General features: G+C 74.2%; 12 protein-coding genes. 5 read left to right on the forward strand and 7 right to left on the reverse strand.

Annotated features, from left to right (window positions below; genetic code table 11):
• Positions 1 to 151: 151 nt before the first annotated feature.
• Entirely contained in the window at positions 152 to 1093 is a 942-nt protein-coding gene (locus IE124_RS24700; RefSeq protein WP_189510266.1) for a hypothetical protein, read from the forward strand.
• A gap of 1 nt (position 1094) precedes the next feature.
• Here IE124_RS24700 and IE124_RS24705 read toward each other — a convergent pair whose 3' ends face one another.
• Entirely contained in the window at positions 1095 to 3254 is a 2160-nt protein-coding gene (locus tag IE124_RS24705; protein WP_189510268.1) for a S9 family peptidase, read from the reverse strand.
• Between the two features lie 169 nt (positions 3255 to 3423).
• On the opposite strand from IE124_RS24705, the gene IE124_RS24710 reads away from it, so the two are divergent.
• From IE124_RS24710 to IE124_RS24725, 4 genes are all read left to right on the forward strand, one after another.
• A complete protein-coding gene (locus IE124_RS24710; RefSeq protein ID WP_046911704.1) occupies positions 3424 to 3618 on the forward strand; it encodes a hypothetical protein in 195 nt (64 codons plus the stop codon).
• 36 nt (positions 3619 to 3654) lie between these two features.
• On the forward strand, positions 3655 to 4545 hold the full coding sequence (gene mshB, locus IE124_RS24715; RefSeq protein ID WP_189510270.1) for an N-acetyl-1-D-myo-inositol-2-amino-2-deoxy-alpha-D-glucopyranoside deacetylase: 891 nt from the start codon (positions 3655 to 3657) through the stop codon (positions 4543 to 4545).
• Positions 4542 to 4979: a DUF6113 family protein gene (locus IE124_RS24720; protein ID WP_189510272.1), complete on the forward strand. Its 438-nt coding sequence runs from the start codon at positions 4542 to 4544 to the stop codon at positions 4977 to 4979. Before mshB ends, IE124_RS24720 begins: the two co-directional genes overlap by 4 nt.
• Positions 4980 to 5154: 175 nt before the next feature.
• The gene (locus tag IE124_RS24725; RefSeq protein WP_189510274.1) at positions 5155 to 7371 is read left to right on the forward strand and encodes a peptidoglycan binding domain-containing protein; all 2217 of its coding nucleotides are present in this window, start codon (positions 5155 to 5157) and stop codon (positions 7369 to 7371) included.
• 97 nt (positions 7372 to 7468) lie between these two features.
• Here the strand turns inward: IE124_RS24725 and IE124_RS24730 are convergent, their stop codons facing one another.
• The 6 genes from IE124_RS24730 to IE124_RS24755 all read right to left on the reverse strand — a co-directional run bounded on the left by IE124_RS24730 (position 7469) and on the right by IE124_RS24755 (position 13452).
• A complete protein-coding gene (locus tag IE124_RS24730) occupies positions 7469 to 7693 on the reverse strand; it encodes a hypothetical protein (protein ID WP_189510275.1) in 225 nt (74 codons plus the stop codon).
• Between the two features lie 112 nt (positions 7694 to 7805).
• On the reverse strand, positions 7806 to 8168 hold the full coding sequence (locus IE124_RS24735; protein ID WP_189510277.1) for a DUF1304 domain-containing protein: 363 nt from the start codon (positions 8166 to 8168) through the stop codon (positions 7806 to 7808).
• A gap of 139 nt (positions 8169 to 8307) precedes the next feature.
• The gene (locus IE124_RS24740; RefSeq protein WP_229832800.1) at positions 8308 to 9879 is read right to left on the reverse strand and encodes a serine/threonine-protein kinase; all 1572 of its coding nucleotides are present in this window, start codon (positions 9877 to 9879) and stop codon (positions 8308 to 8310) included.
• The gene (locus IE124_RS24745; RefSeq protein WP_189510279.1) at positions 9876 to 11435 is read right to left on the reverse strand and encodes a serine/threonine-protein kinase; all 1560 of its coding nucleotides are present in this window, start codon (positions 11433 to 11435) and stop codon (positions 9876 to 9878) included. The genes IE124_RS24740 and IE124_RS24745 overlap by 4 nt, the downstream gene beginning before the upstream one ends.
• Positions 11436 to 11558: 123 nt before the next feature.
• Entirely contained in the window at positions 11559 to 12443 is an 885-nt protein-coding gene (locus IE124_RS24750; RefSeq protein ID WP_189510281.1) for a transglutaminase-like and tetratricopeptide repeat-containing protein, read from the reverse strand.
• Between the two features lie 7 nt (positions 12444 to 12450).
• Positions 12451 to 13452: a GNAT family N-acetyltransferase gene (locus tag IE124_RS24755; protein WP_189510283.1), complete on the reverse strand. Its 1002-nt coding sequence runs from the start codon at positions 13450 to 13452 to the stop codon at positions 12451 to 12453.
• Positions 13453 to 13551 lie beyond the last annotated feature (99 nt).

Below are 13551 nucleotides of genomic sequence, written 5' to 3' on the forward strand. Positions count from 1 at the left end.
ACGGCACGATCGTCCACGTACGGCCGTGCGGGTGCCGTGAGCCGGCCGGGGCGCACCATGCCGCCCCGGCCGGCTCGTCACGCACCCCCCGTCACCCCCGCCCATGCGGAACCGCTTGTTTCGTTCGGCCGCGACCGTGAGTATCGGGTCCGTGACTGTGACACGACCGGCACGACTCACGGGCGCCGCGCTCTGCGCCGCGCTCGCCCTCATAGCCGCCGTGTGGATCCTGGAGGACCTCGCCGCGCTCGGCTCACCCGCCGACCTCGCGTGGTCCTGGACCGGGGACCCGGGCTCCCAGTACTTCCTGAGGGGACGGGTCGCCACCTCCCTGGCCGACCCCCTGCTCCTCGTCGTCTCCGTCGCCACCGCCGTCGCCGCCCTGCGCTCCCGCCACGCGGCCTCCGCGCTCGTCGCCACCGGCGCCGTCACGCTCGCCCTGCGCCTGCCTGGTCTCTGGGCACCGGGAAGCGGCGCGCTCGTCACCGCCCTCCTCGACCTGGCCCTCGCCGTCGGGCTCGTCGCCACCGCCGCCGCGGGCCGCCGCCGGGCCGACGGCCCGCACGAGCAGCTCCCCACCCCTCCGCGCACGGGCCCGGCCGTCACCGCCGGGGTCCTGCTCCTCGTCGGCGCCGTCGGCGTCGTCCTGTGGGAGGCGGACACGGCCGTCCAACTGCCCCCGGAGATCACCGTCGACCGGTTCCTCGGCGGCCGGTCCCTCATGGGACCGGCCCTCGCACCCCCGCCCGGCTGGGTGGCGGTGATCCTCGTCGCGCTCTACGGCACCGCCGCCGTCTCCGCCTTCGCCCGCGCCCGCCACACCCGGGCCTTCGGACTGCTCGCCGGGGCGTTCCTGACGGCGACCGGCGTCGCCCTCCTCGCGAGGGTCCTCCGCTTCGAGTTGATCCAGCACCTCGCGGAGGCCCGCACCGTCGAGCAGATGTACGTCCTCACCGCCGTCTTCGGGGTGCTCGGCGGTCTCACGGTGCTCGCCCTCCTCGCCGGGCGCGGCGTCCCGGTCGCCGCGCCCGCCCCCTACGGTTCGTACGGTCCGCCCCCGGCCCCGCCGTACCCGCCGCCGCCCGGCTGGTGACTCACGGCACCATGCCGAGCGCCCTCTTCAGGAAGTCCACCTGGAGCAGGAGCAGGTTCTCCGCCACCTGCTCCTGCGGTGTCATGTGCGTGACCCCGGACAGCGGCAGCACCTCGTGCGGCCGGCCCGCCGCGAGCAGCGCCGAGGAGAGCCGCAACGCGTGCGCGAACACCACGTTGTCGTCGGCGAGACCGTGGACGACCATCATCGGACGCGCCGGCTCCTCCGGCTCCGTCAGGCCGTCGTCGCCGAGCAGCGACTGCGCCGCGTACACCTCCGGATCGTCCTGCGGAGTGCCGAGGTACCGCTCCGTGTAGTGCGTGTCGTACAGCCGCCAGTCCGTCACCGGCGCCCCGGCGACCGCCGCGTGGAAGACGTCCGGCCGCTGGAGCACCGCCCGGGCGGCGAGGTAGCCGCCGTAGGACCAGCCGCGGATCGCCACCCGGTCCAGGTCCAGCGGGAATTGCCCGGCCAGCGCGTGCAGCGCCTCCACCTGGTCGTCGAGCGTCGGCGACAGGTCGCGCAGGAGCGCCTTCTCCCAGGCGGGGGAGCGGCCGGGCATCCCGCGCCCGTCCGCCACGATCACCGCGAAGCCCTGGTCGGCGAACCACTGGGACGTCAGATGGGCCTGCTGCGCGGCGAGCACGCGCTGCCCGTGCGGACCGCCGTACGGATCGAGCAGCACCGGAAGCGGCCCGTCCCCCTCCGCGTACCCCGTGGGCAGCAGCACCGCGCACGGGATCCGCCGGGCACCCGCCTCCATCAGCCGCACCCGGGCGGAGATCACGGGCTCCTGCGCGTACGAGCCCACCACGGCGACTTCCTCGCCGTCCCGCAGCACCCGCGCCACGCTCCCGGGCGCGTCCGGCCGCGCCGAGACCAGCACCGTCACCGGACCCGAACGCACCGCCCGGTGCACCCCGGCACCCTCGGAGAGCCGCTCCACGCCCCCGTCGGTCACCCGGTACACATGGATCTCGCCCGTCTCCGGCGCCTCCGCCGTCGCACCCGCCGAAGCCGATACGAGGACCTCGTCCTCCCCGAAGCCGAGCACCGCCCTGACGTGCAGCGTCCCGTCCGTGAGGAGCCGCTCCCCGACGGCGAGGGCCCGCGCCCCGCTCTCGTCCGTGACCCGGACGAGCCGCCCGTCCGGAGCCCATGCAGGGACCCCGGGCAGCAGTTCCAGCCACGCCGGGTCCTTCTCCGCCCGCACGGTCGAGGTCTCCCCGGACTCCGTGTCCACCGCCAGGTTCCGCTGGGACCGCTGGTCCCGCGCCTGGACGAGGAGCAGCGGAGCCCCGGCCGCCGACCAGTGCACGCGCGCGAGGTACGGATACCGCTCCCGGTCCCACGTCACCTCCGTACGCGCCCCGTCGAGACCGACGAGGAAGAGCCGCACCTCGGCGTTGTCCGTCCCCGTCCCCGGGTACGCGACCTCCTGCGGAGCCCGCTCCGGGTGCGCCGGGTCGGCGATCCACCAGCGGCGTACGGCCCGGTCGTCCGCGCGGGCGACGAGCAGCCGGTCCGAGTCGGGGGACCACCAGAAACCGCGGTCCCTTCCCATCTCCTCCGATGCGATGAATTCGGCCAATCCGTAGGAGACGTGCCCGTCTTCCGGAACGGCGAGCTCCCGATCAGCGGAACCATCCGCTCCGACCACCCGCAGCGCACCCTCCGCCACGTACGCGACGAGCCGCCCGTCCGGCGAGGGACGGGGGTCGATCACCGGCCCCGGCACCGGAAGCTCCCGCGCCGTCCCCGCCCGCAGCTCCGCCGTGAAGAGCCGCCCCGACAGGGCGAACGCCGCCAGTTCCACGGCCGCGTCCACCGCGTACGTCACGATCCCGCCCGAGCCCTCACGGCTCCGCTCCCGCCGAGCCCGCTCCTCCGGAGACAGCTCCTCCGCCGCTCCCGCGAGCAGCGTCCCGGGATCGGCGGCCACCCGCTCCACCGGCGCGCCGTCCGGAGGAAGGTCCAGAACCCACAGCTTGTGCGAGCGGTCGGCCCCGGAGGCGGATCTCACGAACACCACGCGCGCCCCGTCGGGGGAGACCGAGAAACCGCGCGGAACACCCAGCGTGAAGCGCTGGGTCCGGGCCTGCTGGCGGGGGAAGGAGAGCGCGGCCCGGGGTGCGGCCGGCTGCTGTCGAGGCGAGGTCATGCGGCTGAAACTAGCGCCGTGCGCCCCCCTCGTGCCCCTGTCCGCCGATCGATGCGATGGCACGGATAGTTATGATCCGTAGCGCTAGGTGGGTATGTACCCGACTGGCACATGCTCATGGACCGAACCGTTCGAATATCCGACCGAAGAAGTGTGGAGGTGGACCGCCGTGGCACTCTCGATTTCGGTGGTGGTGCTGCTGGCGATCGTCGTCTTCCTGCTGATCCGGAAATCAGGACTGAAGGCAGGGCACGCGGCGATCTGCGCACTCCTCGGCTTCTATCTGGCGAGCTCCTCCATCGCCCCGTCCATCAGCACGCTCACGACGAACGTGGCGAGCATGATCGGCGGCCTGAAGTTCTGACCCCGTAGGTCGCGACGGGTCTCGTAGGCTGGGGCCATGACCGATCTTCCCGCCCGTCGTCTGCTCCTCGTGCACGCGCACCCGGACGACGAGTCGATCAACAACGGCGCCACCATGGCCAGGTACGCGGCCGAGGGCGCCCTTGTCACGCTGGTCACCTGCACGCTCGGCGAGGAGGGCGAGGTCATCCCGCCCGCCCTCGCCCACCTGGCCCCCGACCGCGAGGACCGGCTCGGCCCCCACCGCGTCGGCGAACTCGCCGCCGCGATGAGCGAGCTGGGCGTCACCGACCACCGCTTCCTCGGTGGCCCCGGCCGCTTCCGCGACTCCGGAATGATGGGCGCCGAGCAGAACAAGCGCGAGAACGCGTTCTGGAACACGGACGTCGACACCGCCGCCCCCCACCTCGTCGAGGTGATCCGCGAGACCCGCCCCCAGGTCCTCGTCACCTACGACCCCGACGGCGGCTACGGCCACCCCGACCACATCCAGGCCCACCGGGTCGCCACCCGCGCCGCCGAACTCGCCGCCGACCCGGGCTACCGCCCCGACCTCGGACCCGCCCACACGATCGCCAAGATCTACTGGAACCGCGTTCCCCGCCCCGTCGCCGAGGCCGGCTTCGCCCGCCTGCGCGCCGAGGGCTCCGCCTTCCCCGCCGTCGCCGAGATCGACGACGTGCCCGGAGTCGTCGACGAGGACCGGATCACCACCGAGATCGACGCCGGCCCGGAGCACACGGCCCGCAAGAGCGCGGCGATGGCCGCACACGCCACCCAAGTCGCGGTCGACGGCCCGTTCTTCGCGCTCTCCAACGACCTCGGTCAGCCGATCTTCACCACCGAGTACTACGAGCTCGTCCAGGGCACCCCGGGCGCCCCCGCCGGCGTCCGTGAGACGGACCTCTTCGCGGGGGTGACCGCGTGAGCGCCGCCTCCCGCGCCTCCCGGGCCTCCTCGGGCGGCTCCCCCCGGACTCCCGCCCCCGTTCCGGCGCCGGCCGCCCTCCCGACCTCCCGAGGCGCCCGATACGCCTGGTACGGCGCCCTGGTGGTCCTCGGGGCCCTCGTCGGCACCGCCGGAGGCCTCGTCCAGGCCGCGTGGTTCCCCGCGGGCCTGCTCCTCGCGCTCCTCGCCACCGCCGCCGTCTTCTACGGAGGGCTCCGCGCCACCGGCACCCAGGTCGGCGTCGTCGCCGCGGGCGTCGGCTGGCTCGTCGCCGTCATCGTGCTCAGCTTCGGACGCCCGGAGGGTGACGGGGTGTTCGGCGGAGGCGGCGGAGAGCTGCTGTTCCTCTTCGGCGGCATGGCGATCGCTGTGATCTGCGCCACGTTGTCCCGGCTCCCGCGACCGACCCCGTGAACAGGACGACTTGAGACCGCGGACGCCCTGACTTCGGCCGGATTGCCCGTCGTCCGTCACCCAGGGGTCGGGTATGCGGCGGCGCTGCCCAGTATGGTGGTGCGCGCCGCCGAACCGCCCGGGTTACACGAGCATCTGCAAGAGCGGGCGGTGGAGCCAACCGGGAGATCCTGCTTTGAGTCGTGAAACTGGTCGAGAGACTGACAGTTCGTCCTCCGGCGCCCAGGGGCGCGGTGGAGCCGCGTACCCGTCGGGTACACCGCCGTACGGATCCCGCCAGTATCCGTCGCTCCACCCCTCGCAGGACGCGTCGGAGGACAGCCCCGCCGCGCCCGCGCCGCCGGAGGAGCCCAAGACCGAGACGACGCTGACGACCCGGATCCGGATCAACATCCCGGGTTCGCGTCCGATCCCGCCGGTCGTCGTCCGCAAGCCGGTCACCGAGGCGCCCGCGGCGGAGAAGGCACCGGAGCCCGTGGCCGCGCCCGTGCCCGTCGCCGAGCCGGTGCCGACGCCGACGCCCGAGCCGGTCGCCGCTCCGGAGCCGGTGAGCGCCGAGGAGGCGCCGAAGGGCAAGGAGACGAGCGACTGGTTCGCCCCGCGCAAGGCGTCCCCCGCCCCCGCGCCGGCCCCGGCCCCGCCCGCCGCCCCGGCGGCGACCCCCGGCCCGCTCACCCCGGCGCCGGAGGCCCCCGGCACGGGCTTCGCCGGCTCCGCCACCTCCGGTGTCCCGACGGTCGGCGCGACCCCGTCGAGCCGCCCGGTGACGGCGCACCCCGGCGCAGGCAACCCGCTGTACGAGAGCGGCACCCCGGTCGGCGGTACGCCCAGGTACGAGGGAACGCCCGGCTACGACGGCCCGCCCACGGGCGGCATGCCGATCTACGACGGCACGCCCGCGGCCGGGACCCCGATGTACGACGGGACCCCGGCGGCGGGCACGCCCCTGTACGACGGGACGCCCTCGGGGGGCGCGCCCGCGTACGGCGGCCCGTCCGGCCCCACCACCGGCCCCGTCACCGGCACCGCCTCGCTGGGCGGCCCGGCGCCGACCCCGCCGGCCACGCCCTTCCCGGGCGCACCTCGCGTACCCGGGACGCCCGGAGTCCCCGGCGGCGCCCCGCGCATGTCGGACGACACGGCGATCCTGACCCCGCAGCCGCCCGCCCCGAACCCCGCCCAGGGGCCGAGGCAGGGGCCGGGGCAGCGCCCCGCGCCGGGACCGATGCGCCCGCAGACCCCCGGCGGCCAGGGCATGGCACCCGGTCAGGGCGTGGCAGCCGACGGCGGTGGCCACGTGTCCGGCGACACCCTCACGAGCGGCATCCCGGTCGTCCCGCCGTCGGCGGCCCGCCCGAACCTCACGCCGCGCATCGAGGAGACCCCGGCCCCCGCGCCCGCCGCTCCCCGCCCCGCCCCCGCGCCGAGCCGCGCCCAGGCGAAGAAGGGCCGCTCCAAGCTGGTCCTCGCCGCCGTGGGCGTCGTCGGCCTCGCGGGCATCGCCTACGGCGCCGGACTGCTCCTCAACCACTCCGACGTCCCCAAGGGCACCACGGTGCTCGGCGTGGACATCGGCGGCGGCACGAAGGAGGAGGCCGTCAACAAGCTGGAGGCCACCCTCGGCAAGCGCGCCGCCGCGCCGCTCCAGCTCAGCGTCGGCGGCAAGAAGGTCCAGATGCCGCCCGAGAAGGCGGGCCTGGCCCTCGACAGCCAGGAGACCGTCCGCGCCGCCGCCGGCAGCGACTACAACCCGGTCTCCGTCATCGGCTCCCTCTTCGGCGAGCAGCGGGTCGCCAAGCCGGTCTTCCCGGTCGACGAGGAGAAGCTCGCCGTCGCCCTCCGGGACCTGGCGGGCGCCTCCGCCTCCGCGACCGAGGCGACGATCCGCTTCGCGCCGAACAAGGTCACCCCCATCGAGGGCAAGCCCGGCAACGGCATGGACATCCAGCGCTCGATGATCTCCGTGCGGGACGCCTTCCGCGCCCAGGTCGAGACGGGCCAGGGCAAGGTCGTCGAACTCCCCGTCACCTCGCTCAAGCCCTCGGTCTCGAAGGCCGAGCTGGACCGGGCGATGAGGGAGTTCGCCCAGCCGGCGATGTCCGACCGCATCACCATCAAGGCGGGCGGCAAGGAGATCCAGTTCGGCCCCGCGAGGTCGCTGCCGCAGATCCTCTCCATGAAGGCCATCGACGGCCGTCTGGTCGAGGTCTACGACAAGAAGGCGATCGAGCGGCTCCTCGACGGAGCCTTCGACGGCATCATGATCACCAAGGGCGACGGCACGAAGCACCAGGTCTCCGCCGACGACGTGGCCTTCGTGATGCGCGACGCCCTGCTGGGCAAGACGAAGGCCGAGCGCACGAAGACGATCGACCTGTCCGGCAACGGCTGACGCCACCGCGCGACCGTGTCACCACACCCCCGTCCGACGACCGTCGGGCGGGGGTGTCACGCATCCGGCCCGCCGGCGCGGGAGACGCCCGGCGTGATCACCAGTCGCCCCCGTACCGCTGCTTCCTGGCCCGCAGCCAGGCCTGGATCTCCTGAGTCTCGGCGGGGGACGCCGAGCGGAGGTCGCCCGCGAGGACCGTCGCCACGAAGCGCGTGAACCGCACCCGCCGGTGCGCGCCGTCCACGCCGATGACCTTGCCGGGGCCGTAGACGTCGGTGCCCTTGTGGGCGACGAAGGCGCCGGGGCCGTGAGGGGTGTGCATCGCCAACCTTTCGCTCTGTGTGTGGTGTCGGTCACACAGCGGAGTGGATCACGTTAACCCCGACGGGGGGCCACACGCGACGACGCGACCGGCACGCAGGGAGGTGGCGGTGTCAGCCCGCGACGACGACGGCGGAGAGGGCGAGCGCGCCGGGCAGGGCCTGGGCGAAGAGGATGCGGCGGTTGGCGGTGGCGGCGCCGTAGATGCCCGCGATGACGACGCAGGACAGGAAGAAGATCTTGACGCGGTAGCCGGTGGGGTCGTCGGCGATGAGCCCCCAGACGAGCCCGGCGGCGAGAAAGCCGTTGTAGAGACCCTGGTTGGCGGCCATGGGGGCGGTGGCGCGGGCCATCTCGGCATCGAAGCCGGAGAAGCCGCGCCCGGTCTCCTTCTCCCAAAGGAACATCTCCATCACCAGGATGTAGAGGTGGAGGAGGGCGATCAGAGCGACGAGGATGTCGGCGGTCAGTTCCATGGGCGCATTGTGTCGCGGGAACGGCGGGCGGCGGCGCGCGACGCGGAGGCGGGGCGAGGCGACCCGCGACGCGGTGGCGGAGAAGACGGCCCGCGACGCGGTGGCGGGAGACGCCCGCCCTGGCCGCCCCGCCCGGCGCTCACGCGTTCGGCATCGCCGTGAAGGCTGCCCGGGCGATCGTCCGTGCCTCCTGTTCGCACGTGTCGGCCGGGTGGCGCTCGCCGCCCAGGACCACGGCCACGATCAGGTTCCCCTTGCGGGCGTTGAGCACGCAGTTCGTGTCGCTGCTGCTCGGGCCGCTCCAGAAGGCCTCGTCGGCGAAGGGGAGGCTCGTCTCGCGTCCGCCCTCCGCGTCGTCCGCGAACTCGTCCTCCTGGCGTTCCGTCGCGTTCTCGTCCGTGCCCGCGCTGCGGCGCAGTTCCCAGCGGATCATGGCGTGGGAGTAGAAGCTCCAGCCGTCCCGCTGGGTCTCGTCCTTGTCGTTCCAGGAGCAGCTGGTCGTCGCCGAGTCCGAGTACTCGGTGTACGTGTCCCGGGTCGGGTTCCGTCCCGGGAGCGCGATCTTCGGGGCGACCTCCGCGCAGACCGGCATGGCCAGGTAGGCGTCCGGGGGGCCGGTCACCAGCTCGCTGTCCTTCAGGGACCACCACGCGCCGGCGCCGAGGACGCACAGGGCGACTGCTGCGGCCACGGCGATCGGGCCCCGGCGGCGCCGCCCGGGCGCGGTGGGGGTGACGCGGGTGACGACCGCCGTCGGGGTCGCGGCCCTGCCCCTGCCGGGCGGGACGACCACCGTGCGTTCGGGGTCGTCTCCGTGGCCGGCCAGCAGGTGGTCGACGGAGCGCTGCTGGTCGTCGATCATCGCGTGGACGGCGGGCGGCCACGGCCGGGTGGTCGGGGCCGCCGGGCCGAGCGCGGCGAGGAGTTCGGCGGGGGCGGGGCGGGCCGTCGGATCCTTGGAAAGGCACCGGGCCAGCAGGCCGACCAGTTCCGGCGGTACGGCGGCGAGGTCGGGTTCCGTGTGGACGACGTTGTAGAGGGCCTGGAGGGTCGAGGGGGCCGCGAACGGGCTCGTACCCGTCGCCGCGAGAGCCAGCACCGAGCCGAGCGAGAACACGTCGCTCGCCGGGGTGAGCTCCTTCCCCTCGGCCTGCTCGGGCGACATGAAGGCGGGGGAGCCCACCACCAGGCCGGTACCCGTGAGCTCGGTGACGTTCCCCGCCTCGGCGATCCGGGCGATCCCGAAGTCGATGACCCGGGCGCCGTCCCCCGAGAGCAGGACGTTCTCCGGCTTCAGGTCGCGGTGGACGACCCCGGCCCGGTGGATCTCGTCCAGGGCCGTCGCGAGCTGAACGGCGAGGCGCCGCACCGTCTCGACGGGCAGGCTGCCGGACCGTTCCACCGCGGCCCCGAGCGAGGGTCCGGCGACGAAGACGGAGGCGAGCCAGGGGACGGGCGCGTCGGCGTCGGCGGCCAGCACGGCCGCCGTACAGGCGCCGGACACCTTCCGCGAGGCGTCGACCTCGCGCCGGAACCGGGCGCGGAAGCCCTCGTCGTGGGCGAACCGGGCGTGCACCTGCTTCACGGCGGCGAGCCGCCCGTCGGGCGCGGCGCCGAGGTAGACGCGGCCCATGCCGCCCCGGCCGAGTTCGGCGAGGAGCCGGTAGGGACCGGCCTCGCGGGGGTCGGTGGAGCTCAGTCGCCTGGTCACCGTGCCACCTCGGGCTTCATCAGCGCGACGGCCTGTCCCGCGCTCGTCTCGGTCAGGGCCTCACATGTGCCCAAGGGGTAGTTCGGGCCCTTGACCTGGACGAAGAGCTCCAGGTTGACGTCCCGGGCGTACAGCACGCAGTGGCCGTCGGGCTTGTACCAGAGGGCCTCCTCGACGAAGTCGAGCGTGGAGACCCGGTGGGTCGAGCCGCGCATGTACATGCCCTCGTAGTGCTCCTTCGCGAGCTCGGCTCCGGTGGGGCCGCCGGGCTTGCTCCGGTAGACCTCCCAGACCACGACGATCTGGTCGCCGGAGCGGGTGTGCCAGGTGCACTGGTTCCGCCTGCTGCCGTCGTCCCGGGTGGCGGCGGGACCCCCGTCCTGGACCGGCTGCTGGGTGAATCCGGTCGGCGTCCTCATCTTCGGGAGCATGTCCTCGCAGGAGGGGATGGTCCCCGTGTACGCGTCCGCCACCTGGCTCAGCGGGACGTTCCCCGGCGTCGGCACGGGCTCGTCGACGAACGCGTAATACACGTCGGCCGCCCAGCCGTTCACCGCGAACAGCGCCCCGGTGACCGCGAGCACCCCGGCGGTCACGGCCGCGACCGTCCAGCGCCGGCGGCCCCGGCTCCGTACCCGCGGAAGGGGAGACGGAGGGGGCGGCGGCGCCGGCGCCTCGCCCACCAGACGGTTGAGCTCCGCCGACCGGTCCGCGATCCGGCGGTGTACGGCCTCCGGCCAAGGGCGGGCCGACGGCGCCACCGGGCCGATGAGGGCGAGCAGGTCCTGTGGAGAGGGGCGGGCCGCCGGGTCCTTGGCGAGGCACGCCCCGAGGAGCTCGCGCAGCCCCGGCGGTACGGCGTCGAGGTCGGGATCCTCGTGGGCGATGCTGTACATCAGGGCGGGGGCCGAGGTGCCGTGGAACGGCGTCCTCCCCGTACAGGCCACGACGAGCGTGGCGCCGAGCGCGAAGACGTCGGCGGCGGGCGTCGGCGTCCCGCCGGTGATCTGCTCGGGAGCCATGAACGCGGGGGAGCCGATCAACGCGCCCGTGTGCGTGAGCTTCGTCAGGTGGTCGCCGGCCCGCGCGATGCCGAAGTCGATGACGCGGACGCCGTCGTCGGTGAGCATCACGTTCGACGGCTTGAGGTCCCGGTGGACGAGGCCCACGCGGTGGATGTCGGCGAGCGCCTGGGTGAGGCCGGCGGCCAGCTGCCGTACGGCCTCCTCGGGCAGGGAGCCGTCCGCGAGGACGTCGCTCAGCGGCAGCCCGGGGAGGAAGAGCGAGGCGAGCCAGGGCGTCGGGGCGTCCGGGTCGGCGTCGACCACGGGCGCCGTGTAGGCGCCGGACACCCGCCGCGAGGCGTCGACCTCGCGGCGGAACCGGGACCGGAAGCCCTCGTCGTCGGCCAGCTCGGCGTGCACCTGCTTGACGGCGACGAGGCTGCCGTTCGCCGCGACCCCGAGCAGGACCCGGCCCATGCCGCCCTGCCCGAGCACCGCGACCGTACGGAACGGCCCCACCCGTGGCGGGTCGTTCGGCGTCGACGGACGCACGTGATCACCTCCCCCGTGAACGGGAAGGGATCCTAGTCGGGGTGGCCGTGGATCACTCCGGAATCCCGGCGTGATCCGCAAGACACCTGCGGGCGGGGCCCGTTCGGCACCGGGGGTCCGTGTTCAGTTCAGTCGGGCCCTCGCCGCCTGGGCCCGCCGGCGGATCGTCGTCGCCGACTCCGGGTCCACCGCGTCCATCACCCGCGCGTACGCCTCCATCTCCGCCGCCCCCGCGAGGAACTCGCCGCGCTGGACGAGCAGCTCCGCGCGCTCGTAGCGCAGGCGCGCCGGGTGGGAGGGGAGCAGCAGCGCGAGCTCCACGGCCCACAGGCCCACGTCGGAGCGCTCGGGGCGGGGGGCCGCCCAGGCGCGGATGTTGTTGAGGACGCGCAGCACGATCGCGCCGGGCTCGGCCGGCCGGAGCATGGAGCGGTCGAAGGACTCGCCCGTCGCGCTCGCCACGAGCAGCTCCGCGTCCGCGCCCGTCAGGGGCCGGCCGCCGGAGAAGGGGTCGGCGAGGTTCAGGTCGGCGGGGTCGCCGAAGCCGACGACGAAGTGGCCCGGGAGACCGAGCCCGTACACGGGGGCACCGGCCCGGCGGGCGACCTCCATCCAGACGACGGAGAGCAGGATCGGCAGGCCCCGGCGGCGACGCAGCACCTCGTGCAGGAGCGAGGACTCCAGGCGCTGGTAGTCGGCGGGCACACCCTCGAAGCCCTCGCGGTGGCCGAGGAGCGCGGCGAGCTCGACGGCCCAGGCGCCGGTGCTGCGGGTGGCGTAGGGGATGAGTCCGGCGAGCCGGTCGAGTTCGATCTCGGCCTCGTCGATGACGTGCCGGGTGACGGTCGGGTCGGCCACCGCTCCGACGAGCAGACAGAGCCGGGCGAGGTCGGGCCGCTCGGCCCGGGCCTCTTCCGCGAACTCCCGACGCCAGTCGGGTTCGTCCTCCGGCGGTTCGTCGCCCGCCCGTGCGTCCGGTCCGTCGGACCCGGCTCCGTGCTCGGTCACGCCTCCGTCACGCCTCCGCCCATCGGTAGTGGTGGTAGTGGTGGTGGACCGCGAAGCCCATCCCGTCGTACAACGCCCGGGCGCCGTCGTTGTCCGCCTCCACCTGGAGCCAGGCCGCCGACGCGCCCTCGTCGAGCGCCTGCCGGGCGAGTGCCGTCATGACGGTCGTCGCCAGGCCCTGCCGTCGGAGGGCGGGGTCGACCTCGACGGCCATGAAGCCCGCCCAGCGGCCGTCGACGACGCAGCGCCCGATGGCCGCCGGTACCTCTCCCGTGCCCGCCACGGACGCGAACCACACACTCGGGCCGGAGGTGAGGACGGGCCGTACCGCCGGGTTCGGCTCTCCGGTGCGCTGGTAGCGGCCGAGCCACGGCTCGTCGAGCGTGCGGGACAGGCGTACGGCGGAGACGTCGGCGTCCTGGTCGCCGATCGGGGCGAGCGCCGCGATCCGGACCTCCGCGGAGACCTCGCGCCGCCAGCCGTGCCGGTCGAGCGCCGCGCCCAGCAGCTCCTGCGTGCCCTCGGCGCCGGTCGCCGTCTGGACGTACGCGGGGAGGTTCCGGGCCGCGTACCACTCGCGTACGCGGGTCAGGGCGTCCGCCACGGGGAGTCCGGGATCGCCGAGCGGCAGCGCGGAGTTGGCGCGGCGGGTGAAGCCGCCGGCGGCCCGCAGGGTCCACTCGCCGAGCGGCTCGCTCTCGACCGGTTGCCAGGCGCGGGCGGTGGCCCGGGCCAGCTCGGGGAAGGTGGCGGAGGGGCCCCTGCGGCGGGCCGGTGCGGGGGGCACGACCTTCCCCGCGACGAGCGAGGTTTCCGCGATCCGGACGGTTTCCCCGCTCTTTCGTGTGATCACCGCCACACCGGAGTGCCACGATGTGAGCACTCCGACCGCGTCGGTGAATGTCGCTCCACCGGCGCTCGAGTCTGTCACGTACCGAACGGAGACACGTTTTCCCACGTCAGCGCTGGTGATTCGGACCTCGAGAAGTCCTCCGCCGGTCATTTCCACAGCTTCTCCGCCCCTCCTGTTCGGATCGCCCCCAAGAACGGAGATACTAGGTGCGGGCATCGACGACGCCGCGCTCCCGCGCAGACCAGCCCTATCGAG

Origin of the sequence: Streptomyces narbonensis (assembly GCF_014649015.1) — a bacterium.
Classification (GTDB): domain Bacteria; phylum Actinomycetota; class Actinomycetes; order Streptomycetales; family Streptomycetaceae; genus Streptomyces; species Streptomyces narbonensis.

Coding starts and splice junctions, on each gene's coding strand:
- IE124_RS24705 (WP_189510268.1), bottom strand. CDS start 3,254: ATGACCTCGCCTCGACAGCAGCCGGCCGCACCCCGGGCCGCGCTCTCC.
- mshB (WP_189510270.1), top strand. CDS start 3,655: ATGACCGATCTTCCCGCCCGTCGTCTGCTCCTCGTGCACGCGCACCCG.
- IE124_RS24730 (WP_189510275.1), bottom strand. CDS start 7,693: ATGCACACCCCTCACGGCCCCGGCGCCTTCGTCGCCCACAAGGGCACC.
- IE124_RS24735 (WP_189510277.1), bottom strand. CDS start 8,168: ATGGAACTGACCGCCGACATCCTCGTCGCTCTGATCGCCCTCCTCCAC.